Below are 22,478 nucleotides of genomic sequence, written 5' to 3'. Positions count from 1 at the left end.
CGGGCGACGGTCGTCCATACCGCCTGCCCGCGGGACGCGGGCGGCACCGCGGCAGCCCCATGCCGTCGTACCCCAAGGCCCCGTGTTCATCGACGAGTCGGGCCACCGCAGGCGGGCACTGCAGGTCCTCGCCGTGGTCGTGGGCTGCGTCTGCCTCGGATATCTGCTGTTCGCCGGCGCGCTGGTCAGCGGATTGCGGCAGCCCGTCGGCACGCACCCGCCGAGTACGGGCGGAGCGGCGCCCTCCGGCCCGGACAACGGCGAGGCGCCCACCGGCAGATCCGCACCACCGGCCGGAGCCCCCGGGCAGTGAGCCGGCGCGCCGCTGTCCGCCGCCCGCCGCGCGGACACTGGCTCGTACTCCTGCTCGCCCTGCTGGTGGTCGCCGTCACCCTCCTCTTCGAGGGCTGGACGACCTACCAGGTCGACGCGGCGCGCACCAAACCGCCGTGCACCCGGCCGATCCCGCGCGAGGCGGACGACGGGAAGCCGCTGCTGCGGTTCGGCCCGAAGGGAGTCACCACCGCGGCCATGCCACCGGGCACCGTCGCGCTCACCTTCGACGGCGGACCCGACCCCGTCTGGACGCCGCGCCTCCTCGACCTGCTGCGCAGGCACGACGCGCGGGCCACCTTCTTCGTCCACGGGAAGGACGCGGCCCGGCACCCGCGGCTGCTGCGCCGCATCCTGTACGAGGGACACGAGATCGGCTCGTACACCTACAGCGGCGGCGACCTCGGCGTCGCCTCACCGCTGCGCGCACGCCTCGAACTGTCGCTCACCCAGACCGCGCTCGCGGGCGCGGCCGGCATCAGCACCACCTTGCTGCGGCTGCCGCACACCACCGCCGCGGACACGCTCTGCGGCCCGCAGTGGCCGGCCGCCCGGCGCGCGGCCGCGCAGGGATACCTCGTGGTCGCGTCGGACCACAAGGCTCGCGAGCCCCGGCAAGGGGTGGTGACACAGCACAGCCAGACCGATCTCGGCTACCACGAGGCCCGGGACCTGCTGCGGGACCGCGGCGCGAAACGGTTCACCACCATCAGTGGTGGCCTCGGACGCCCCTCCTTCGTCGACCAGGTCCCGGTCGCCCAGGAGATCAAGGGCGAGGGCCTGCTCCGGTCGCAGCGGCTCGGCCGTGCCTTCCTCACCGTGATGGTGTGGACGCTGACCCTCGCGGGAGCGCTCGGCGTCCTGCGGATGCTCCTGTTCGCGCTGTTCGCCCGGCTCCACGTGCGCAGGCTGCACCGGTACCGGCCCGGCGCGCCGCGGCTGCGGGAGGTGCGGGACCCGGTGAGCGTCCTGGTGCCCGCGTACAACGAGGAGGCGGGCATCGCCTCCACCGTGTACTCGCTGCTGGCCTCCACCTATCCGCACTTCCAGATCATCGTCATCGACGACGGCTCGACCGACGCCACCGCCGACATCGCCGAGGACATCGACGACCCGCGGGTCACCGTCGTCCGGCAGCCCAACGGCGGCAAGCCCAGCGCCCTCAACACCGGCCTGGCGCACGCACGGTACGACATCGTCGTGATGGTCGACGCGGACACCGTCTTCGAACCCGAGGCGCTGGCCCGGCTCGTCCAGCCGCTCGCCCACCCGGCCGTCGGCGCCGTCAGCGGCAACACCAAGGTCGGCAACCGGCGCCGCCTGCTCGGCAAGTGGCAGCACCTGGAGTACGTACTCGGCTTCAACCTCGACCGGCGGATGTTCGAGGTCCTGGAGTGCATGCCGACCGTGCCCGGGGCGATCGGCGCGTTCCGCAGGGACGCCCTGATGGGCGTCGGCGGCGTCAGCGACGAGACGCTGGCCGAGGACACCGACCTCACGATGGCGCTCTGGCGGGCCGGCTGGCGCGTCGTCTACGAGGAGTCGGCGGTCGCCTGGACCGAAGTGCCCACCACCGTGCGGCAGTTGTGGCGCCAGCGCTACCGCTGGTGCTACGGCACCCTCCAGGCGATGTGGAAGCACCGGCACGCGGCCGTGGAGGTCGGCCCCGCCGGACGCTTCGGCCGTCGCGTCATGCTATACGTCACGCTGTTCCAGATCGTCCTCCCGCTGTGCGCACCGGTCGTGGACATGTTCGCCCTGTTCGGGGCGGTGTTCCGCGACCCCGTGGAGGCCGCCCTCGTCTGGTTCGGGTTCCTCTCCGTGCAGCTGGTCACCGCCGCGTACGCGCTGCGGCTCGACCGCGAACGGCTGCGCGTGCTGTGGGCGCTGCCGCTCCAGCAGTTCGTCTACCGGCAGCTGATGTACCTGGTGGTCATCCACTCCGTGGCCACGGCGCTGCTCGGCACCCGCCTCAAGTGGCACAGCATGAAGCGCGCCGGAACCGCCGACCCGTATCTGCCCGAAGCGCCGCGGGAAGAGCCGCGGCGGAGCCTGCAAGGGAGTCGACCATGACGGAACCCGTCGGGCGCGAGCGGTTCGCCGAACGCCCCAGCTCCCGCTACGGGCCCCGGCGGGCCCACGCACGCCGGCCGAAGAAGCACAGGAGACTGCGGCGGGCCGTACTCGTCCTGCTGACCGCCGTGGCCGTCGCGGCGGGCGGCACCTACGGCTGGGCCGAGACCCGGCTCCGGCGCGACGTCGACCTCGGCGCGTACGGCGACCGTCCGCCGCCCGGCGAGGGCACCAACTACCTCATCGTGGGCTCCGACAGCCGCGACGGGCTCTCCGAGGACGACGTGACGGACCTGCACGCCGGCGGTGGAGGCGGGCGGCGCACCGACTCGATGATGCTGCTGCACACCGGGGCCCACGGCACCAGCATGGTCAGCCTGCCGCGCGACTCCTGGGTCACCGTGCCCGGCCGCCTCGACCCGACGACGGGCAAGACCAGGCGGCCCGAGGGGGACAAACTGAACGCCGCGTTCGCCTACGGCGGCCCCGAACTCCTCGTGCACACCGTCGAGAGGAACACCGGGCTGCGCGTCGACCACTACGCGGAGATCGGCTTCGCCGGATTCGTGAACATCGTCGACGCCATCGGCGGCGTCCGCATGTGCCTCGACCGCGACATCAAGGACGAGAAGTCGGGCGCCGACCTGCGCAAGGGCTGTCAGACCCTCGACGGCAGGCAGGCGCTCGCCTTCGTCCGCCAGCGGCACCAGGAACAGGAGGGCGATCTGGGCCGCTCGAAGAACCAGCAGAAGTTCCTTGCGGCCCTCGCCCGGCAGGCCGCCCGGCCCGGCACCCTCTTCGACCCCCTGGAGATCGGCCCGGCCGCGCAGGCCGGACTCGACACGCTCATCGTCGACAAGGACATGAGCCTGCGCGACCTCAGCGGGATGTTCCGCGCCGTGCGGAGCGTCTCGGGCGGCCACGGCAGGCGGCTCAACGTGCCCGTGTCCGGCATCGGCGTCCCCACGCCCAAGGGCAACGTACTGAAGTGGGACCCCGAGCGGTCGGCCCGGCTCTTCGACGAGCTGCGCCACGACCGGCCGCCCGCCGGGTGACTCACACGAGCTCGGGCGCCGGCGGCTGGGGCCGGGACTCCGGCTGCGGTTCCGCCTGCCGTGGCAGCCGCACCGGCTCGGGCTCCGCGTCCCACACCCGGGTGGTCCGCAGGTAGAGGTGGATCACCGAGACCAACGCCAGCACGACGAGTGGCCCGGACGCCCACGGGTGTTCGGCCATCTCCACCGGCAGGTAGCGGTACGAGACGAGGAGCGCGGTGAAGACGGCGGTGCCGTACGCGACGAGGCGGACACCGGACCGGTCCCAGCCGCGGTCGAACGTGCGCAGGCCCGCCTCGACGGTGAGCGAGAAGACCACACCGGCGATGAGGTCCACGCCGTAGTGATAGCCGAAGCCGAGCGTCGCGCTGAGCGTCGCGACCAGCCAGAAGGTGCCCGCGTACCGCAGCAGGCGCGGCCCCTTGCGGGAGTGGATGAAGATCGCGGTGGCCCAGGCGGTGTGCAGGCTGGGCATGCAGTTGCGCGGGGTGATCCCGTCGTACGGCACCGGGTGCGGGGCGGCGATCTGCGGCGGTGTGTGCGGCCACAGGTCCGCCACCGCCCACTGGAGACCGCCGGTGCCGGAGGTGCCGGGGCCGTAGGCGAAGATCGGCCCGACCACCGGGAAGAGCATGTAGAAGGCGGGCCCGACGAGGCCGATCAGCAGGAAGGTGCGCACCAGGTGGTGGCGCGGGAAGCGGCCGTCGGCGGCCACGTTGCGCAGCTGGTACAGGGCCACGACGACCGCCGCGACCGCGAGCTGGGCGTAGACGAGGTCGGTCACATGCCGGACGACCGGACCACTGGCGTCGAGGAGCCGGCCCGCCACCCACGACGGGTTGCCCAGGGCGTGGTCGGCGACGGCCACGTACGGGTCGAGGACCGTCGGGCGGGTCTTCGCCGTGATCAGCAGCCAGGTGTCACCGGTCTTGCGGCCGGCGACCAGGAGCAGCCCGAGCCCGACGCCCTTCAGGAGCAGGACACGTTCCCGGCCGGTGCGGCGCGTGAGCGCGAAGACCGCGCAGCCCAGCATCGCCCAGAGCGCGCCGTTGCCGAAGAACTGGCCTTCGGGCACGTCGGCGTCGACCGCCCACCGCACCAGCACGAAGACGGCGTCGACGCCGATCGCGACACCTGCCGCGATGAACCGCTGCCGCCAGGTGAGCACCACCATCATCAGCGCCAGCCCGCCGTACAGCGGCCCCGGCTTGGGCGGCAGGGCCACCTCCCGCACCTGGTTGGTGATCGGCCCCGGTACGCCTCCGTAGTGCCGGGCGGCGATCTCCAGCGCGATGAGGAAGCCGAGCGCCACCGCGCCCGCCGCGGCCCACAGGATCGTCCGTGGCCTCCGCCACGCGGCGGACTCGGTCCCGCGGTCTATTCGTGAAAACACTCACGAACTATAGCCATTGTCTATTTGACGATTTGAGGGCGGGAGTGAAGGCGGAGGTCCTGGGCACTCGCAGGGACGGAAAGGAAAAGTCGAGGAAGGGTGTCAACCGTGTCGCAAGTCGAAGAGTCCGTGGAAGTCGACGTGCCGGTCAGCGCCGCGTACAACCAGTGGACCCAGTTCGAGACGTTCCCCGAGTTCATGGAGGGTGTGCAGCGGATCGAACAGCGCACCGACACACTCACCCACTGGGTGACGAAGGTCGACGGCGTGGAGCGCGAGTTCGACGCCGCGATCACCGAGCAGATCCCGGACGAGCGCGTCGCGTGGACCACGGTGGATGGGCAGGCCAAGCAGGCCGGCGTCGTCACCTTCCACCGCCTGGACGAATCGCGTACCAAGGTCATGCTGCAGATGCACTTCGACCCCGACGGCCTGGCCGAGACGGTCGGTGACAAGCTCGGCTTCGTCAAGCGGCAGGTCACCGGCGACCTGGGCCGGTTCAAGCGGTTCATCGAGAAGCGCGACGGCGTGGAGACCGGCGCCTGGCGCGGCGAAGTCTGACCCCAGGCACGCACGAGGAGCCTGCCCCCAGGCAGCAACAGGAAGGCCCGGACCGCTCGGTCCGGGCCTTCGTGCTTGACTCTCCCACCGTGTCAGGGCCTGCACTGGGGGAGTGATGTTCACCATCGGAGACTTCGCCGGACACGGCCGCGTGTCGGTCCGCATGCTGCGCCACTACGACGCGGTCGGGCTGCTGCGCCCGGCCCGTGTCGACCCGTCCACCGGCTACCGCTACTACGAGGCCGCCCAGCTCGCCCGGCTCAACCGCGTCATCGCCCTCAAGGACCTGGGCTTCACCCTGGACCAGGTCCGGTCGATCCTCGACGAGGAGATCGGCACCGAGGAGCTCCGCGGCATGCTGCGGCTGCGCCGGGCGGAACTACGGTCGGCCGCGGCGGAGGCGGCGGCACGGATGGCGCGGGTCGAGGCGAGGCTCCGGTCGATCGAGAGCGAGGGCACCATGCCTGCGGACGACGTCGTCGTCACTTCCCTGCCTCCTGTCCGGGTGGTCGAGCTGACCGCCACCGCGGCGACCTTCGAGCCACAGGACATCGGGCCGGTCGTCGGCCCGCTCTTCGCCGAACTGTGCCGCCGCCTCGACGAGGCGGGCGTCACCCCGGCGGGACCGGGCATCGCCCGCTACGAGCAGGAACCCGGCGAGGACCCGGTCACCGTGCGGGCCGCGATACCGGTGACCGGAGGGGCGGGCGGCCTGCCGACCGTGGAGGTCCCCGGCGTCCCGCTGGCGGCCACGGTCATCCACCACGGTCCGATGGACGGCGTCCTGGCCACCGCGCAGGCGCTCGACCAGTGGATCGACGCGCACGCCCACCGCCCCCTCGGGCTCGCCCGCGAAGTCACCCTGGACTGCCCCGAAGACCCCGCGGCGTGGGTCACGGAACTTCAGCAGCCCATCGAGCCCGTCACCACCACCTGACAGGCCGCGGACCCGACAGACCCCGGAGAGGACGACGGCCATGACGTACTACGCGGGCTCCGGCCCGTACTGCTATGCCCACTCCCTGGCCATGGTGCTCGGCGGGACGGCCCCGTCCGCCGCGGTCATCGAGGTGCTGACCGGTTCGCCGTTCGGCTTCCAGCTGATCGGCGGCACCCTGCCGCTGTTCGACCCCTACGGCTGGGACCCCGACCTCGGCTTGGACGCGGCCCTGACCCTGCTCGGCACCCGCTGTGAGCGGACCGCCGGAGGCACGCCGGAGGAGGCCGAGGACCGGCTGCGCGAGGCGTCCGCCCGCGGACCCGTCCTGGTCGGCCCCGTCGACATGGGTCTGCTGCTCCACCAGCCGGGCACCCCCACCGACGACGGCGGCGACCACTTCGTGGTCGTGCTGGAGGTGGACGGCGGCACGGTGGTCTTCCACGACCCGCACGGCCACCCGTACGCGACGCTGCCCGTGGCGGACTTCCTCATCGCGTGGGAGGCGAAGGCGGTCGACTACATCGACGCCCCTTACGTGATGCGCGCGGACTTCGTCCAGGAGCGGCAGGTCACGCAGGAGGAGGCGCTGCGGCGTTCCCTGCCCGACGCGGAACGCCGGCTCGCGGGCCGCGGGGGCCGGCCCGTGCCGCCGGGGACGCTCGGCGGGGCCGCCGGTGTGGAGGCCCTGGCCGCACGGGCGGACGGCGGACTCGACGAGCGGACGCGCGGGTTCATGGCCCACTTCGCCGTCCGGGTCGGCGCGCGCCGCGTCAACGACGCCGCACACTGCCTGGAGTCGCTCGGCCTCACCGGCGCGGCGGCGGTCGCCGCCGGACAGTCCCGGCTGATCGGTGGCCTCCAGCACCCGCTGGTCACCCGCGACGACCACACCCTCGCCGGCCGGCTCCGCCGACTCGCCCCGACCTACGAGCGGTTGCGCACCGCGCTCACGTCGGAGATCCGCGCCCTGGAGTGAGAGGGAGCGTCACTGATGCCGCCGGCCGAGGACACAGAACTCGTTGCTCTCGGGGCGCGCCTGTACGACCCACGACTGGTCGCCCCGACCGATGTCGACGCGCCGCGCGCCGTGAGCGACCAGGCGGGCCACCTCGGCGTCCTGGTCGTCGGAGGAGTGCACGACGACCCAGCCGAGGGCCTTAAGCGTCGGCGTCGCCGCGGTGCCGGGTCCCGGGCAGGAACTCCTGCACCTTGGCCTTGAACCCCTGCTTGATCACGGAGGCGCTGTCGCTGTCGCCCTTGAGGATGGCGGAGGCGGCGGCTTCGATCTGGTCCAGCGAGGCGTGCGGCGGGATCGGCGGGACGGCCGGGTCGGTGCGGAAGTCGATGACGAAGGGCCGGTCGGCGGCGAGTGCCTGGTCCCAGGCCGCCTCGACGTGCTTCGGCTTCTCCACCCGTACGCCTTCCAGCCCCATGGACCGCGCCATGTCGGCGTAGGGAAGGTCGGGCAGGTGCTGCGACTCCTCGAACTGGGGCGCGCCGGACATCGCCCGCATCTCCCAGGTGACCTGGTTGAGGTCGCCGTTGTTGAGCACGGCCACGATCAGGCGCGGGTCGGACCACTCGCGCCAGTACTTGGCCGCGGTCACCATTTCCATCATGCCGTTCATCTGCATGGCGCCGTCGCCGACGATGGCGATGGCGGGACGGTCCGGGTGGGCGAACTTCGCCCCGATGGCGTACGGCACACCGGGCCCCATCGTCGCCAGCGTGCCGGACAGGGAGCCGCGCATGTTGCCGCGCAGCCGCAGGTGGCGGGCGTACCAGTTGGCGGCGGAGCCGGAGTCGGCGGAGAGGATGACGTCGTCGGGCAGCCTGCTGTCCAGGGCGTGCACCACGTACTCGGGGTTGATGGGGTCGGCGGACACGGCGGCACGGCGCTGCATCACCTCCCACCAGCGGGCGACGTTCTTCTCGACGCCCTCGCGCCACTTGCGGTTCTCCTTGCGGTGCAGCCGCGGCAGCAGGCGTTGCAGCGTCTCGCGCGCGTCGCCCACCAGGTTCACCTCGAAGGGATACCGCAGCCCGATCATGTGCGGATCGATGTCGATCTGCACCGCCCGCGCCTGGTCGAGCTCCGGCAGGAACTGCGAGTAGGGGAAGCTGGAGCCGATCACCAGCAGGGTGTCGCACTCCTGCATCAGCTCGTACGACGGCCGGGTGCCCAGCAGCCCGATGGAACCGGTCACGTACGGCAGGTCGTCGGGCAGCGCGTCCTTGCCGAGGAGCGCCTTGGCGACCCCCGCGCCGAGCACGTCCGCGAGCCGCTCGACCTCGCCGCGGGCACCACGGGCCCCCTGGCCGATGAGGACGGCGACCTTCTCGCCGGCGTTCAGGACCTCCGCCGCCCGCTCCAGATCCGCGTCCGCGGGCACCGGCGCGTACCGGCCCATGCCGAGGCTCGAGGGCACCATCTTGAAATCGTGCGTCGGCGGGCTGTACTCCAGCTCCTGGACGTCGGCGGGCACGATGACCGCGGTGACCGTGCGCTTGGCGTACGCGGTGCGCATCGCCCGGTCGATCAGGTTCGGCAGCTGCTCGGGGACCATCGCGGTCTCGCAGAAGTCCGAGGCCACGTCCTTGTACAGGTTCTGCAGATCCACTTCCTGCTGGTACGAGCCGCCCATGGCGCTGCGGTTCGTCTGTCCGATCAGCGCCACCACGGGGACGTGGTCGAGCTTCGCGTCGTAGAGCCCGTTGAGCAGGTGGATCGCCCCCGGCCCCGAGGTGGCCGCGCAGACGCCCACCTTGCCGGAGAACTTGGCGTAGCCCACCGCCTGGAAGGCCGCCATCTCCTCGTGTCGCGCCTGCACGAACTTCGGCTTGTTGTCCGCCCGGCCCCACGCGGCGAGCAGACCGTTGATCCCGTCGCCGGCGTACGCGAACACGTGGTCCACCTCCCATTCGCGCAGCCGCTTGAGGATGTGATCGGACACTTTCATGCTGGCCATCGGCTCGACTCTCCGTTTTCGTGCTGGCGGTGACGGCAGGACATTTCATGAGTAACCGCCCGCATCGGATGGAAACGTCACTGAGGGGCGGCGATGAACCGTCTCTTGTGCCGTGTTCCCCGACCGCAGGAAAGGATCAATGTGTCAGCACAGACCAACAGCCCGGTCCTGGTGGCCGACGCGGGATCGTCGAGCCTGCGCCTGGCCGTGTTCGGCGACGACGGAGAGGTCCTCGCCGAGCACCACAGCGACGCCCCGCCCGGCAAGGACGCCTCGGGCCCGCTGCGAAAGCTCCTGGACGACGCGCCCGCACCGGCGGCCGTCGGCCACCGCATCGTCCACGGCGGACCCGACCTGCGCGCCCACACCGTCGTCGACGACGAGGTCCGCGCCCGTCTGGACCGGGCGGCCGACCTCGCGCCGCTCCACGTCCCGCCGGCGCTCACCGTCCTGGACGCGGCCCGGGACCTGCTGCCCGACGCCCCGCACGTCGCCTGCTTCGACACCGTCTTCCATGCCGGCCTGCCCGCCGCCGCACGGGAGTACGCGGTGCCCGCCGCCTGGCGTCAGGAGTACGGCCTGCGCCGCTACGGCTTCCACGGACTGTCCTACGCCTGGGCCCTGGACCGGGCCGCCGAACTCCTCGGCCGCCGCCCCGGACAGCTCCACGTGGTGATCGCGCACCTCGGCGGCGGCTGCTCGGCCTGCGCCGTACGCGACGGGCGCAGCGTCGACACGACCATGGGGTTCACGCCGCTGGAGGGGCTGGTGATGAGCCACCGCAGCGGCAGCGTCGACCCCGGCGCCCTGACCTGGCTGCAGACCCGCCACCACCTGTCCGCGCACGACATCGAGCACGCGCTGAACCACGACTCCGGACTGCTCGCCCTCTCCGGCACCTCGGACGACACGCGCGACCTCGTCCGCGACCGGGCGGCGGGGGACGAGCGCGCCGCCCTCGCCCTGGACGTCTTCACCCACCACTGCCGCCGCGGCATCGCCCAGATGGCCGCGTCCCTGGACCGGCTCGACGCCCTGGTCTTCACCGGGGAGATCGGCGAGGACCAGCCGGAGGTCCGCGAGGAGGTGTGTGCCCGGCTGCCGACGCTCGGCCTCACGGGCGGTCTGCGGCCGGTCGTCGCCGAGCGCCCCGAGATCGTCAGCGGGCCCGGCGCGCGGGTCCCGGTCCTCGTCGTCCCGACCGGCGAGGCCCGGCAGATCGACCGCGAGGCCCGAGCACTCGTCTCCCACCGCGACGGGCCCGGCCGCTGAGGCGGAGCCACGTCACGTCGCAGAGAAAGGCAGACGCACATCATGCGATTCCGCGATCGCCGCGAGGCGGGCCGGGAACTGGGTCTCCGGCTCATGGAGTGGCTGTCCGACGGCGAGCTCCCCCGTCCTGTCGTCCTCGCGCTGCCGCGCGGCGGCGTACCGGTCGCCGCCGAGGTGGCCCGGGCCCTCGACGCGCCCCTGGACGTACTCGTCGCCCGGAAGATCGGACTCCCCGGCCGCCCCGAGACGGGCATCGGCGCGATCGTCGGCGACGACCCGCCGCTCTTCGACCGGCGGGCACTGGAGATGCTCGGCCTCACCGAGGACCGTCTCCGCGACGACGTGGACCGGGAACGCGCGGAGCTGCGGCGCCGCGAGCTGGTCTACCGCGGCGACCGCTCCGCGCCCGACGTCGAGGGCCGCGCGGTGGTCCTCGTCGACGACGGCCTGGCCACCGGCGTCACCGCACGCGCCGCCCTCCGCCACCTCCGCGGCCAGGAACCCGCCCGGCTGGTCCTCGCCGTCCCCGTCGGCGCTCCCCGGACCGTCGAGGGGATGCGCGCGGAGGCCGACGACGTCGTCTGCCTCCGGCAGCCCCCGGACTTCGGGGCGGTGGGCCTCTGGTACGACGACTTCGAGCAGGTGGGCGACGACGAGGTCATCGGACTCCTGGACGAGGCGGAACCGCGGCGGAGCGGCGGTCACGGCACCGGGTCGTGAACGGGTTCCCCGCCTCCGGGGACCAGCGGGTCGGGGGCGTCCTGAGACGTGCGGTAGCCGTCCTGGAAGACGGCGGTGTACTCGTCGTCGCCGAGGGCAAGCCGGGCCTGCTCCTCGCAGGACCGCCGGGCGGCGGTCCATTCGGAGACCCCAAGCTGCGGTGTGCCGAGGGTGTCCCACAACTGCTGGGCGAGGCCCAGCAGATGGGCGGTCCGCCGGGCGTCACCGGCCGCGGCCGCGGCCGCGCCGAGGACGTCCAGGGCGACCGCCATCCCGAGCGGGTCGTCGAGGCGACGCTTGGTGACCCAGGAGGCCCGGCCGTGCGCGAACGCGGCCGCCACCCGGCCGCGCGCCAGCTCGGCGCGGGCGCACATGTAGTCGGCGAAGGCACGCGACCACAGCTCGCCGTGCCGCTCGCAGTCGGCCCGTACGTGTTCCAGTACGGCGACGGCCTCGTCGATGCGGCCTTCGATGATGTACGCCTGGCCGCGTACACAACCGGCCGACTGCGTGGGCTGGGCCATCGGGCTGCACCGGTGCCGGTCGAGGACGGCTTGGGAGAGGGCGGCGGCGTGCGCGTGGTCGCCGAGCATCACCGCCGCGATCGACGCCAGGGTGTCGGCACGGTCGGCCGTCGCGGCGCAGCCGAACCGGGCGGCGGTCGCGGCGATTTCAGGGGCCCGCGCCCCGGCCGCCGCCGGCTCGCCCAGCGTCACGAGCACCATGCCCTCGGCCCACAGTGCCTTGCCGCGCTCCAGGCAGGGCTCACGGTCCGCGGCGAGGGCCTGTGACAGGTAGTACTGACCTTCCCTCGGGAACCCGCAGGCGTGCCAGAAGAACCAGAGGTTCCCCGCCAGCTCCAGGGCGGCGTGGCCTTCGGGTCGCAGCAGGCTGAGGTCCAGGGCGGCGTGCAGGTTGGTGCGCTCCGCGGCCGTACGCGCGTACCAGTCGAGCTGCTCGGGGCCGAGCCATTCGCGGTCGGCGCGGCGGGCGAACGCGCGGTAGTGCTCCAGGTGCCGGTGGCGCAGGCGGTCCTCCTCGCCCAGCTCGCGCAGCCAGTCCGCGCCGTACTCCCGGAGGGTGTCCAGCATCCGGAACCGGTCCGAACCCCCGGGCCCCGGCAGCCAGTTGGTGACGGAGTTGTCGACCAGTACGCCGAGCAGCCGGGGGATGTCCTCCTCGGGCAGGTGCTCGTCGGCACAGACCGCGACGGCCGCCTCGGCGCCGAAGGACCCGGCGAACACCGACAGCCGCGCCCACAGCAGCCGTTCGGCCGGTGTGCACAGCTCATGGCTCCAGCCGATCGTGGTGCGCAGCGCCCGGTGCCAGGGCGGCGGGGCCTCGGCGTCCCGCGTCCGGTCCGTGCCCCGCGTCCGGTCCGCGTCCCTCGTCCGGCCCGCGTCCTGAAGGACGCCGAAGCGGTCCGGCAGCCGCTTGACCAGTTCGCCGACGGGCATCTCGCCCAGCCGGGCCGCGGCGAGTTCGATGGCGAGGGGCAACCCTTCGAGGAGCTGGGAGAGGCGTACGACATCGGCCTTGTCGGCGGCCGGCACGGTGAAACCGGGCACCGTCTCCGCGGCCCGTTCCACCAGCAGTGTCACGGCGTCCGAGTCGTCCATGTCCTCCTGGCCCCGGGGCACCCGCAACGGTTCAAGGGTGAGCACCTCCTCCGCCATGAGGCCGAGGCGGCGACGGCTGGTGGCCATGATCCGCAGCCCCGGCGCGGCGCGCAGCAGGGCCTCGACGGCCATGGCGCACGCGTCGGTCAGGTGTTCGCAGGTGTCGAGCACCAGCAGCAGCTGCCGGTCGGCGAGGTGGTCGGCCACCACGTCGAGCATGGGCCGGGTGGACTGGTCGGCCAGGGGGAGGGCTTCGGCGATCGAGTAGGCGAGCAGCTCGCCCTCCTTCAGCCCGGTCAGCTCCACCCACCACACGCCGTCCGCGAAGAGGGGCCGCAGTCCGGCGGCCGCCCGCCGGGCGAGTCTGCTCTTGCCCACGCCGCCCACACCGGTCAGCGTGACCAGCCGGGACCGGCCGCACAGCCGCCCCAGCTCCTTCAGCTCGGGGCGGCGTCCGACCATGCTGGTCGTCTCCGGCGGCAGGTTTCCCGGCCGCTGCTCAGCGGGCTCCATCGAGGCGCCTCCGTGGCTGCGGGTTCACGGACCGCTCACGCGGCCGACGGTCTGCGGGCTTCGCGCTGCGGGGCTCGCACATGATCAGGGCCAGGTCGTCCTGGAGCGAGCCGCCGGCGTGCGCGGTCGCCAGGGAGAGCAACGCGTCGAGGCACTCCTCCAGTTGGGGGCGGCACGCGGCGTCCCTGACCCGGTCGTCCAGGGGGAGCATCGCCCCTTTCGCGTCGCGTGCCTCGCTCAGGCCGTCGGTGTAGAGCAGCAGCCGTTCGCCGGTGCCGAGCCTGGCCCGTTGCAACTGCGGGCGGGGGCCGAGTCCCAGCGGAGCCGATGGCCGGCTCGGTACCAGCGGCTCGGCCCGCGGGCCGATGCGGAGCGGGGCCGGATGCCCGCAGTTCACCAGCCGCACCTCGCCGGGCACGAACTCGGCGAGCAGCACGGTGACGAAGTCCTCCGGGCCGAGCTCGCCGCTGATCCGGGCGTCGAGGTGGGCGGCCAGGTCCGCCAGCGCGGGCATGGTGCAGGCACCTTCGCGGAACGCGCCCACCGTGGCAGCGCACAGCACGGCGGCCTCCGGCCCGTGTCCCCGCACGTCACCGATCAGGACGCGTGGCCCGTACGGCGACTGGGCGAGGTCGTACAGATCGCCGCCGAGGCCGATTCCCGAGACCGTGCGGTACAGGGAGGAGAAGCCGACCCCGTCGGCCTCCGCCGCCAGCGGACGCAGCACCGCGTCCCGCGAGCGCTGTGCGACGCGGATCAGCCCGGCTTCCCGCGCGACGCGACGGCGCGCGCCATGAACGGCCGCCGCACCGCCGGTGATCAGCAGCAGGCAGTCGAGCACGGCGGCGGCCGGGGAGGGGCCGCCGCCGTACAGTCCGGCACAGAACGACAGCACGAGGTACATCGCGACGGCCCAGGCCACGACGCCCGCGGTGGCCTTCGGCCCGCTGCGGGCACTGACCAGGACGGGGCCGATGAGGAGCACACCGGGTGCCAGGCGCCATCCCGCGACGGCGTCGTGCGATGTCAGGGCACCATCGGCGAGGAACCTCCACACCTCCGGAGCCCACCGCATCACTTGCCGTTCCGGCCGAGCCGCAATTCCCCCGCCCCCTCACAGTGCCGTGAGCGGGAGGTTAGTCCGATCTCTGCCAGAGCCGTCGGCGTCGCCCGGAGGTGCCATGAATCGACGGTTCCTGACCGAACTCGCCGCAATATGTCACGGCATACGCAGGGCGCGTGACCATGTGATCGTCGGCACAGCTGGGGCATTGACCAGCGGAGTCATGGATTCCACGCATAGCGTGAAAAACGTGATCACCAGCAAGAGTGCCGCCGCGCCAGGCTCCCGACCGGCCGAGCCGGTCGCGGCGGTGACGGCGGTGACCGTGCGGTATGGCGCCACGGTCGCCCTCGACGACGTGTCCCTCGCCTTCCCCTCCGGCGTCACCGGGCTGCTCGGACCCAACGGAGCGGGAAAGAGCACCCTGTTGTCCCTCCTGAGCACGGCACGCAGACCGAGGTCCGGAGCGGTCACCCTCCTCGGCGACGAGGCGCCGGGGCGGGCACGGGTGCGGCGCGTCCGGGAGCGGATCGGGGTGCTGCCGCAGTCCTTCGGGTGCTACCCCCGCTTCACCGTCCTGGAGTTCACCGAATACGCGGCATGGCTGCGCAAGGTGCCGGCCGCCCGACGGCGCGAGCGGGCCCTGGACGCGCTGCGCCTCGTACAGATGGAGAAGCACGCCGACCGCAGGATGGGCGCCCTGTCCGGCGGCATGCTGCGCCGCGTCGGCATCGCCCAGGCCGTGGTCAACGAACCGGCCCTGGTGCTCCTCGACGAGCCGACCGCCGGCCTCGACCCGGCCCAGCGCGTCGGATTCCGCTCCCTGATAAGGGAGTTGGGCGAGCGGTCCGCCGTGGTGATGAGCACCCACCTCGCCGAGGACGTGGCCCATGTGTGCGACCGCGTCGCCGTCCTCCTCGAAGGCTCGGTCCGCTTCACGGGGACGGTCGCCGAGCTGTGCGCGCTGCCGGACACGGGCACCGGGGGCGGAACTCCTCCCTCGGGCACGGAAGTTGACGGGAGCGCGGTGGAGGCCGGGTACCTGCACCTGGCCGGGGCGGAAGCGGTGGCGACGTGACGCGCGTGCTGCTGACCGAGATGCGGCGCGGCGAGGCCAAGTGGGCCGCCGCGCTCATGGGCGCGATCGGCGTCTACTACTTCACCGCCGAGAGCCCCGCCGAGAGCGACTGGATCGGCTGGTGGACCCAGACCAGCCTCCAGGTCCAGCTCTACGCGGTGATCGTGCTGGGCTCGGTGATGAGCGCGGCGGCCGCCTGGGGAGCGGGCCGCGCCTTCCGGCACCGCACCAGGGTCTGGGCGGACACCGCGGCACGCGGCGGCTGGGCACAGGCGCTGCTGCTGTGGCTCGCGGTGTGGCTGTGGGCGCTGCTCGCGTACGCGGTGCTCGTGGCCGTCGCGTTCGCACGGACCGCGGGGGTGAGCGACGTCAGCGAGCCCGCCTGGGCGCCGCTGCTGCTCGGCGCCGCGATGATGGGCCTGGAGATCGCCGTGGGGGTCGCGATCGGCTCGGCACTGCCGTCCCGTGCGGTCGCCCCCTTCGCCGGGATCTTCTGGTACGCGCTCTTCGTCTTCGTCGCGTTCGTACCGGACACCCCGGTGGCCAAGCTGTTCCCGGCGATAGACGAGTTCTGGAGCTCGGAGTTCGAGCCGAACACCGCGCGCATGCTGATCGCCGCCGCCTGGTGCCTGGCCCTCGGCCTGCTGCTGACCGCACTGCCCGCGCTGCGGCGCCGCGCGTCGCTCGCCCCGCGGCCGGCCGCGCTCGGGGCGCTCGTGGTGGCCGCCGCGGTCGCGGGCGGCGCGCTGGTCGCCTTCCGCACGCCGGCGCCCGACTCGTTCTGGGCGGTCCACAAGGCCCAGCCTGCGCGGCAGCTCTGCGCCGCCAGCGGCCGCACGAAGGTCTGCCTGTGGCCGGACGACCGCCACATGCTGCCCGGGGCTCGGGCCGCGGTGCGGACCGTCGACGCGCGGCTCGGCTCCCTGAAGGGGCTCAATCGCGCCTTCTACGCGAGCGGCCTCGACCGCCCCGCGGGCCGCACCGCCGAACTGTCCCTGATGACGCCCGCGCAGACGCAGGCCGACCTGACGGACGCCCTGTACGCGGCCGCCCTGCCGCAGCCCGACTCCACCGACTGCGCGCCCCACGTACTGGAGGAGACCGGCGGCTACCCCGACACGTTCCTCTTCGAAGCCGTCGTCCGCGCCCGCGCCGGAACACCCGGCGAGTACTACGGAGAGAAGTTCGGCCGCGCGCTCGCCCGGATCACCGGAGCCCCGGCCGCGCAGCGGGACGCGTGGATCGGGGCGGCGGCCGAGAACATCCGTGCCTGCCGCCCAGTTCCGGAGCTTGCGCAGCTTCCGGAGCTTCCGGGAATCTCGAAGGGTTCAGAGATCGCGAAGGGTTCGGAGACGCCGCGGTGAGCGCCCTGCTCGCTTTCGTACGCTGCCGTGGCCTGCCCCGGGCCGCGGGCGCCGCGCTCCTGGTCGCCCTCGCGGCGACCGCGTTCGCGGGGCAGCGGGTGGCGGTGCCCGAGTTCCGCCACCTGGTCGACTTCAGTGTGCCGGTGGCGGAGGTCGTGCCGCTCGCCCACGCGATGGTCCTGGCCACCACGCTGTTCTCACCGATGGCGGACCTGGAGCAGACGGCGGCGCAACCGATGGGCCGCCTGAGGGGCGGGTACGTGATGGTCCTGCTCGCCCTGGCGCTCGGCCTGAGCGCGTTGCCGCTGCTCACCGGGGCGACCGCGGAGGTGTACGGCTCGGCGGCCCGCAACGTCGTGGGCTTCCTCGGCCTCGCCATGATCAGCGCCCGCCTCTTCGGCAGCGGGCTCGCCTGGCTGCTGCCGCTCGGCATGTTCGGTCCCACGTTGCTGCTCGGCGTGGGCAGGGACAACGCCCCGGAGCCGTGGGCCTGGTCGCTGCACGCGTCCTCCAGCACGCCGGCCGCACTCGTGGCCGTGGCGCTGTGGCTGACCGGCGCGGTCGCTGCCGCCACGGGCCGCCCTCGGCAGACGGAACGGGCGGAGCAGTAGGAGCAGTAGGAGCAGCAGGAGGGGAGCGGGGAAGCCGGGGAGCCGGGGCCGGGGGAGCGGAGGAATACGCGCGTACGCCCCGGCGCCACCGCGGCGGGCGGCCCTAGCGTGCGGCGAGCCGCTCCAGCAGTGCGGCGCTCCGCGCCAGCAACACCCGCTCCTCGTCGGTGAGCTCGGCGTCGATGGCCTGCGCGAGCCAGCCGGCCCTGCGGCCGCGCTCCGCTTCGAGCGCGGCCCGGCCGGCGTCCGACAGCTCGACCAGTGACTTGCGGCCGTCCGTCGGGTGCGCCCGGCGCGTGATCAGGCCCTGTTCCATGAGCAGCCCCACGGCACGGGCCATCGACTGGGGGCGTACGCGCTGGTCGGTGGCGAGGTCGCTGGTGGTCATGGCGCCGTTGCGGTCGAGTGCGCCGAGCACGGCGGCCTGGCCCAGCGGGATGCTGTCCTCGTGCTTGACACGCCGGGTGAGCTTGCCCATCGCGGTGCGCAGTTCGGCGGCGATGGCGGCGGCTTCCGAGGAGGGCATAGGGCACTTTATCCCGCCGGTCGGTGAAGCGGCCCACCTGACCTGCACGGTCGCGCCCCACAGCCACCCTGCGAAGCAACACTGCCCCACGAAACTACCCAGCCAATCTGCACAGCGATACTGCGCAGCCAAACTGCACAGCATTGCTGTAGTGTTTGGTGTGGTCGGGCTCAGCGCCAGCGTTGTCGCAGCCGGGGCCCCGGCACACGACAACGGGAAGGAACTCCCATGTCCGCAAAGATCGAGACCGTCACCGCTCGCCGGATCATCGACAGCCGGGGCAACCCCACGGTCGAGGTTGACGTCGTCCTGGCGGACGGATCGCTGGGGCGCGCGGCCGTCCCGTCCGGTGCCTCCACCGGCGCCCGGGAGGCCGTGGAACTGCGCGACGGGGACCCCGCACGCTGGCACGGCAAGGGCGTCGACCGCGCGGTGGCCCACGTCAACGGCGAGATCGCGGCATCCGTACGCGGCCGGGACGCGGCGGACCAGGCGGGTCTCGACGCCGCGCTGGCCGCCCTCGACGGGACCGCCACGAAGTCCCGGCTCGGCGCCAACGCGATCCTCGGTGTCTCCCTCGCCGCCGCCAAGGCGGCCGCGGCGGCCCGCCGCCAGCCCCTCTACCGTTACCTCGGCGGCGCCGACGCCCACCTCCTGCCGCTGCCGATGATGAACATCGTCAACGGCGGCGCCCACGCCGACAATCCGCTGGACTTCCAGGAGTTCATGATCGTGCCGGTGGGCGCGGACACCTTCGCCGAAGCGGTACGCATGGGCAGCGAGGTCTTCCACACCCTGCGCCGCGACCTGCTGGCGGCCGGGCACTCCACTGGCGTCGGCGACGAGGGCGGCTTCGCGCCCGCGCTGCGTACCGCCGAGGAGGCGCTCGACTTCGTGATGGCCGCCATCGAGCGCACCGGATACCGCCCCGGCGGGGACATCGGTCTCGTCATGGACCCGGCGTCGTCGGAGTTCTTCCGCGACGGCGTGTACGACTACGCGGGCGAGGGCGTGCGGCGCACCCCCTCCGAGAACGCCGACTATCTGGCCGAGCTCATCGACGCCTACCCGGTCGTCTCCATCGAGGACCCGATGGCGGAGAACGACTGGGAGGGCTGGCGCGAGCTGACCGCTCGTGTCGGCGACCGCTGCCAGCTCACCGGAGACGACGTGTTCTGCACGAACGAGACGCTGCTGCGCGAGGGCATCCGCACCGGCGTCGGCAACTCGGTCCTGGTCAAGGTCAACCAGATCGGGACCCTGACCGAAGCGCTGGCCACGGTGGCCACGGCCCACCGGGCGGGCTGGACGGCCGTCATGTCCCACCGCTCGGGCGAGACGGAGGACACCACCATCGCGGACCTGGCGGTGGCGACGGGCTGCGGTCAGATCAAGACTGGTTCGCTCTCCCGCTCCGACCGCACGGCGAAGTACAACCAACTGATCCGTATCGAGGAGGAGTTGGGTGACGCGGCGCGCTTCGCGGGCCACTTGGTGCTGCGCCGGGCGCGAAGGGTGGCCTAGGGGCACCGGCACCCTCCCTCGCTCCCTCCCCGCCCGGCGAGGCACGTCTCGTTCAGTACAAGTGGCGGACGAACACGTCCGACTTTCCGTTGGTGTCGCCGGGCACGATGTCGTCGGCCGTGGAGTGGAAGACGACGTCGCGTCCGTCGGTGCTGACCGCGTCGGTGCCGGCCGAGGCGGGCTGGTCCGAGATGATCTGGTCGGTGTCCGTCCGCAGGTCGCGCAGCGTGAGCGACGGCCCGTTCGTGTCGTGCGGGGCGTACAGGAGATGGGTGCCGGTGGGATCGATGGTCACGCCGCGCACGTCCGGCACCTGTTGGGCGGTGCCCGAGCTCACGTCGTGGACGTAGGTGTCGGAGCCCGAGAGGTAGACGACCTTGCTGCCGTCCTCGCTGAGATGGACGAGTGCCGCGTCCTTGGCCGGGCCCTCGATCGGGCCGGAGGTGGTGCCGTCGGTCCTGTCGCGTACGAAGATGTCCTTCGCATTGCCGTCCTGGTAAGCGACATAGCGGCCGTCACCGCTGATGGACGGCCGGGACGGGGCGGTGTGGCCGAAGGTGGCGACGGTCTCGACGGTGCCGGTGGTCCAGTCCTCGATCTGCACGCGCTGGCCGTACGTCTGTTGCCTGTAGGAGATGCTGGCATAGGCGGTGAAGCGGCCGTTCGCGCTCAGCGACGGCTGGTTGCAGGTGAAGAGCGAGCAACTGCCGGTGACCGTCCTTCCCGTGCTCACCTGGTAGTGGCGGATCCGCTCGTTGTTCATCCACTGCACCGGATAGGCGACGTACCCCCCGTCGGCGCTGATCACCGGGGCCTGGACCGGGGGTAGGTGCCCCATCCGCTGCGTCTGCGTCGTCCCCTGGTCGCGGACGTACACCTTGTCGCCCTCCGACGGGGTGTCGGACGTGAGGTTCTTCGCCGCCGACGAGAAGACGACGCGGCGGCCGTCGGGCGTGATCGAGGCGCCGGCGGAGTTGTCGTCGGCCTGGCTGCCGTCGGCGGCGACACTGATCCTCTCGACGCCGACTTCCTGGCCGCCCGCCCCGTCTGCCCCGTCCGCTGCGGCCCCGGGTCGGGCCGAGGCGGCGCCGGGCAGCGCCACCGTGACCGCGCAGACCGCGACCGCCACGCTCAAGGCGGTCCGCACGCGTCGTCTGCCGACGGGTCTGCCGGTACTCCGGTTCACGTTTCCGCTCATTTTCCCCCCAGATGGAACACGGTTTCTCCTCCGGCCCCCCACCGGAGGACCACAGATATGCAACCGTGATGGCGTTGTGGGGTCAATGCGTCACATGGCGTATAGAGAGGCGCATTTTTGGTCAAGTGGGAGCAGACACCGGCATCATGAGCACCGGCGACCCATCTTCGCCGACCTCCGGTCGGCACCCTTGGTGTCCCACCACTCCTCCAGAAGGGCACGCACGAGCTGGACCAGTTGGCGAAGCCGCTCAGGGTCAGGGGCGGGCGAAGTGAGCACGTCCAGAAAGGACTTGTCGCTCCATGGCAGCGTGAAGACCCAGCACTCGTCGTCGTACCCCTTCCGCCCGACGGCGAGCCGGTACGTCAACGTCGCGCTGCGGTCGGCATGGTGATCCACCGTCAGCTCGGTCACATCGAACCTGACCGTGCCGTCGCCGCTGGTGTATGAGCGGGCCAGGGCGTGCTCAGCAGGCGTACGGGTCGTCATGTGCACCTCTCCTTCTCGGTTGTTGCTGTGGTGCGACCGCGGGGGCCTTCCAGGCCGAGGGCAGAGACCGCCGCCCCCAGAACCACCATGACCACCGGGACGTCGACCGCCGAGCCGAACTGGTGAACGTGTACAACAGCCCGCCAGCCAGGCCCTGTTCCTCCTCGACCACGCTGTCGGTCGCCGCGATGGTGAGCGGCCCGTACGCGAGGGCGAAGCCGATGCCCGCGATGATCAGGCTCGGGAACATCGCCGCGTACGACCAGCCCGCCCCGACCGGTAGGAAGAGCCGGCATCGCGGCGGCGGCGCAGGCCGCGCCGGGCAGGTCGTAGCCGTGCCGGGCGGGCTCGGGGCGGGCCTCCGGCGGCAGCAGCCCGAGCGCCGCGAGCAGGAGGGCGCCGGCCAGGAACACCGGGGCGAAGAACACCCAGCGCCGGCCGAGTTCGGTCAGCAGCCCGCCGATGACGAGGCCCAGCGAGAAGCCGCCCGCGCCGACCCCGGCGAAGACCAGAAGTGCCTTGTCGCGTCGCGGCCCCTCCGGGTACGAGGTCGTGATGATCGACATGGCGGCGGGGGTCATGAAGGCCGCCGCCACGCCGGTGACGAACCGGGCCACGACCAGCGTCCGGCCATCGGTCGCGAAGCCGCCCGGCGTGGAGAAGACCAGGAAGACGCTCAGCCAGGTGAGGAACATCCGCCGCCTGCCCAGCAGATCGGCTGCTCGGCCGCCGAGCAGGGTGAAACCGGCGTAGCCGAGTACGTAGCCGCTCATCACCCACGCCGCGGTGCCGGTGGTCAGGCCGAGGTCAACGCGGAGGGTGGGGACGGCGACGGCCGGCATCGCGACGTCGCTGGCCCTCGAGGAAGATCGTGCCGCACAGCACGAGCAGCACGGCCCAGGAGCGTCCGCTGTCGCGACCCGCAGAGGCGGGGAGGCAGGGGACACAGAGGCGCTCTTCAAGTGCTGCGTCGCCCGGACGCTCCCGCCCCGGGCCCACCGGTGACGGACCCGCACACCGAACCGTTCATCTCGGAGCCACCACGATCGCCATGGCCGCGACCGTACCGACCGGCCGACGACCGAGGCCACACCTTTTCTCCCGGGTGGTCACGGTCCGCACCTCCCTGGGCGCGCTTCACGCGTCCGGGCCGCCCCCTCCGGCCCCCGCCGCACCC

Annotated in this window: 19 protein-coding genes and 2 pseudogenes; 12 read left to right on the top strand and 9 right to left on the bottom strand. The window is 72.6% G+C overall.

Annotation, left to right across the window (positions count from 1 at the left end):
• Window positions 1-82 precede the first annotated feature (82 nt).
• Genes AB0N81_RS00140 through AB0N81_RS00130 form a run of 3 tightly spaced genes read left to right on the top strand, consistent with a single transcriptional unit; the run spans window position 83 to window position 3,461 of the window.
• Window positions 83-313 (top strand): hypothetical protein, encoded by a 231-nt coding sequence (locus AB0N81_RS00140; protein WP_365354246.1) that lies wholly within the window; start codon window positions 83-85, stop codon window positions 311-313.
• The gene (locus AB0N81_RS00135) at window positions 310-2,406 is read left to right on the top strand and encodes a bifunctional polysaccharide deacetylase/glycosyltransferase family 2 protein (RefSeq protein ID WP_365354244.1); all 2,097 of its coding nucleotides are present in this window, start codon (window positions 310-312) and stop codon (window positions 2,404-2,406) included. The genes AB0N81_RS00140 and AB0N81_RS00135 overlap by 4 nt, the downstream gene beginning before the upstream one ends.
• Window positions 2,403-3,461, top strand: a complete 1,059-nt coding sequence (locus AB0N81_RS00130; RefSeq protein WP_365354243.1) for an LCP family protein — start codon at window positions 2,403-2,405, stop codon at window positions 3,459-3,461. The genes AB0N81_RS00135 and AB0N81_RS00130 overlap by 4 nt, the downstream gene beginning before the upstream one ends.
• A 1-nt stretch (window position 3,462) precedes the next feature.
• Here AB0N81_RS00130 and AB0N81_RS00125 read toward each other — a convergent pair whose 3' ends face one another.
• Window positions 3,463-4,797, bottom strand: a complete 1,335-nt coding sequence (locus tag AB0N81_RS00125; RefSeq protein ID WP_365354806.1) for a phosphatase PAP2 family protein — start codon at window positions 4,795-4,797, stop codon at window positions 3,463-3,465.
• 165 nt (window positions 4,798-4,962) lie between these two features.
• Between AB0N81_RS00125 and AB0N81_RS00120 the strand changes: the two genes are divergently transcribed.
• The 3 genes from AB0N81_RS00120 to AB0N81_RS00110 all read left to right on the top strand — a co-directional run bounded on the left by AB0N81_RS00120 (window position 4,963) and on the right by AB0N81_RS00110 (window position 7,331).
• Entirely contained in the window at window positions 4,963-5,415 is a 453-nt protein-coding gene (locus AB0N81_RS00120; RefSeq protein WP_365354241.1) for an SRPBCC family protein, read from the top strand.
• A gap of 115 nt (window positions 5,416-5,530) precedes the next feature.
• Entirely contained in the window at window positions 5,531-6,352 is an 822-nt protein-coding gene (locus tag AB0N81_RS00115) for a MerR family transcriptional regulator (protein ID WP_365354240.1), read from the top strand.
• Window positions 6,353-6,392: 40 nt separating this feature from the next.
• Complete coding sequence (locus AB0N81_RS00110; protein ID WP_365354238.1) at window positions 6,393-7,331, top strand: hypothetical protein; 939 nt, start codon at window positions 6,393-6,395, stop codon at window positions 7,329-7,331.
• A gap of 9 nt (window positions 7,332-7,340) precedes the next feature.
• Here the strand turns inward: AB0N81_RS00110 and AB0N81_RS00105 are convergent.
• A pseudogene (locus AB0N81_RS00105) lies at window positions 7,341-7,481 on the bottom strand (VOC family protein); the annotation flags it as partial.
• Window positions 7,482-7,512: 31 nt separating this feature from the next.
• A complete protein-coding gene (locus tag AB0N81_RS00100; protein WP_365354805.1) occupies window positions 7,513-9,315 on the bottom strand; it encodes a thiamine pyrophosphate-requiring protein in 1,803 nt (600 codons plus the stop codon).
• A 150-nt stretch (window positions 9,316-9,465) separates the two neighbouring features.
• On the opposite strand from AB0N81_RS00100, the gene AB0N81_RS00095 reads away from it, so the two are divergent.
• Together AB0N81_RS00095 and AB0N81_RS00090 are read left to right on the top strand one after the other, a co-directional pair.
• On the top strand, window positions 9,466-10,596 hold the full coding sequence (locus tag AB0N81_RS00095; protein ID WP_365354236.1) for an acetate/propionate family kinase: 1,131 nt from the start codon (window positions 9,466-9,468) through the stop codon (window positions 10,594-10,596).
• A gap of 42 nt (window positions 10,597-10,638) precedes the next feature.
• Entirely contained in the window at window positions 10,639-11,316 is a 678-nt protein-coding gene (locus AB0N81_RS00090; RefSeq protein WP_365354234.1) for a phosphoribosyltransferase family protein, read from the top strand.
• On the opposite strand, the gene AB0N81_RS00085 is transcribed toward AB0N81_RS00090, so the two are convergent.
• Window positions 11,298-13,448 (bottom strand): hypothetical protein, encoded by a 2,151-nt coding sequence (locus AB0N81_RS00085; RefSeq protein ID WP_365354233.1) that lies wholly within the window; start codon window positions 13,446-13,448, stop codon window positions 11,298-11,300. The two genes, AB0N81_RS00090 and AB0N81_RS00085, sit on opposite strands and share 19 nt — an antisense overlap.
• Window positions 13,435-14,523: a PP2C family protein-serine/threonine phosphatase gene (locus tag AB0N81_RS00080; RefSeq protein ID WP_365354232.1), complete on the bottom strand. Its 1,089-nt coding sequence runs from the start codon at window positions 14,521-14,523 to the stop codon at window positions 13,435-13,437. The genes AB0N81_RS00085 and AB0N81_RS00080 overlap by 14 nt, the downstream gene beginning before the upstream one ends.
• Before the next feature lie 238 nt (window positions 14,524-14,761).
• On the opposite strand from AB0N81_RS00080, the gene AB0N81_RS00075 reads away from it, so the two are divergent.
• The 3 genes from AB0N81_RS00075 to AB0N81_RS00065 are packed head-to-tail and all read left to right on the top strand — an operon-like array spanning window position 14,762 to window position 17,564.
• Entirely contained in the window at window positions 14,762-15,589 is an 828-nt protein-coding gene (locus tag AB0N81_RS00075) for an ATP-binding cassette domain-containing protein (RefSeq protein WP_365354231.1), read from the top strand.
• Window positions 15,586-16,953 carry a hypothetical protein gene (locus tag AB0N81_RS00070; protein ID WP_365354229.1) on the top strand — a complete coding sequence of 456 codons (1,368 nt, stop codon included), beginning with the start codon at window positions 15,586-15,588 and terminating at the stop codon, window positions 16,951-16,953. The genes AB0N81_RS00075 and AB0N81_RS00070 overlap by 4 nt, the downstream gene beginning before the upstream one ends.
• Window positions 16,950-17,564, top strand: coding sequence for a hypothetical protein (locus AB0N81_RS00065; RefSeq protein WP_365354228.1), 615 nt, complete (start codon window positions 16,950-16,952; stop codon window positions 17,562-17,564). The genes AB0N81_RS00070 and AB0N81_RS00065 overlap by 4 nt, the downstream gene beginning before the upstream one ends.
• Before the next feature lie 103 nt (window positions 17,565-17,667).
• On the opposite strand, the gene AB0N81_RS00060 is transcribed toward AB0N81_RS00065, so the two are convergent.
• Entirely contained in the window at window positions 17,668-18,090 is a 423-nt protein-coding gene (locus tag AB0N81_RS00060) for a MarR family transcriptional regulator (RefSeq protein ID WP_365354226.1), read from the bottom strand.
• 228 nt (window positions 18,091-18,318) lie between these two features.
• On the opposite strand from AB0N81_RS00060, the gene eno reads away from it, so the two are divergent.
• The gene (gene eno / locus AB0N81_RS00055) at window positions 18,319-19,614 is read left to right on the top strand and encodes a phosphopyruvate hydratase (protein WP_365354225.1); all 1,296 of its coding nucleotides are present in this window, start codon (window positions 18,319-18,321) and stop codon (window positions 19,612-19,614) included.
• A 52-nt stretch (window positions 19,615-19,666) separates the two neighbouring features.
• Here eno and AB0N81_RS00050 read toward each other — a convergent pair whose 3' ends face one another.
• From AB0N81_RS00050 to AB0N81_RS00040, 3 genes and pseudogenes are all read right to left on the bottom strand, one after another.
• On the bottom strand, window positions 19,667-20,800 hold the full coding sequence (locus AB0N81_RS00050) for a hypothetical protein (RefSeq protein WP_365354223.1): 1,134 nt from the start codon (window positions 20,798-20,800) through the stop codon (window positions 19,667-19,669).
• Window positions 20,801-20,956: 156 nt separating this feature from the next.
• The gene (locus AB0N81_RS00045; protein WP_365354222.1) at window positions 20,957-21,301 is read right to left on the bottom strand and encodes a hypothetical protein; all 345 of its coding nucleotides are present in this window, start codon (window positions 21,299-21,301) and stop codon (window positions 20,957-20,959) included.
• Window positions 21,298-22,195, bottom strand: a pseudogene (locus AB0N81_RS00040) (MFS transporter). The gene AB0N81_RS00045 and the pseudogene AB0N81_RS00040 overlap by 4 nt, the downstream one beginning before the upstream one ends.
• Between the last annotated feature and the right edge of the window lie 283 nt (window positions 22,196-22,478).

Origin of the sequence: Streptomyces sp. NPDC093510, assembly GCF_040683555.1 — a bacterium.
GTDB lineage: Bacteria > Actinomycetota > Actinomycetes > Streptomycetales > Streptomycetaceae > Streptomyces.
The sequence above is the reverse complement of the archived record's forward strand: the minus strand, read 5'-3'. Positions and strand labels throughout refer to the sequence as shown.

Excerpts from the sequence above, each read along its gene's own strand:
- AB0N81_RS00130 (WP_365354243.1), top strand. The coding sequence starts at position 2,403 with ATGACGGAACCCGTCGGGCGCGAGCGGTTCGCCGAACGCCCCAGCTCC.
- AB0N81_RS00115 (WP_365354240.1), top strand. The coding sequence starts at position 5,531 with ATGTTCACCATCGGAGACTTCGCCGGACACGGCCGCGTGTCGGTCCGC.
- AB0N81_RS00110 (WP_365354238.1), top strand. The coding sequence starts at position 6,393 with ATGACGTACTACGCGGGCTCCGGCCCGTACTGCTATGCCCACTCCCTG.
- AB0N81_RS00100 (WP_365354805.1), bottom strand. The coding sequence starts at position 9,315 with ATGAAAGTGTCCGATCACATCCTCAAGCGGCTGCGCGAATGGGAGGTG.
- AB0N81_RS00090 (WP_365354234.1), top strand. The coding sequence starts at position 10,639 with ATGCGATTCCGCGATCGCCGCGAGGCGGGCCGGGAACTGGGTCTCCGG.
- AB0N81_RS00085 (WP_365354233.1), bottom strand. The coding sequence starts at position 13,448 with ATGGAGCCCGCTGAGCAGCGGCCGGGAAACCTGCCGCCGGAGACGACC.
- AB0N81_RS00080 (WP_365354232.1), bottom strand. The coding sequence starts at position 14,523 with ATGCGGTGGGCTCCGGAGGTGTGGAGGTTCCTCGCCGATGGTGCCCTG.
- AB0N81_RS00060 (WP_365354226.1), bottom strand. The coding sequence starts at position 18,090 with ATGCCCTCCTCGGAAGCCGCCGCCATCGCCGCCGAACTGCGCACCGCG.
- eno (WP_365354225.1), top strand. The coding sequence starts at position 18,319 with ATGTCCGCAAAGATCGAGACCGTCACCGCTCGCCGGATCATCGACAGC.
- AB0N81_RS00045 (WP_365354222.1), bottom strand. The coding sequence starts at position 21,301 with ATGACGACCCGTACGCCTGCTGAGCACGCCCTGGCCCGCTCATACACC.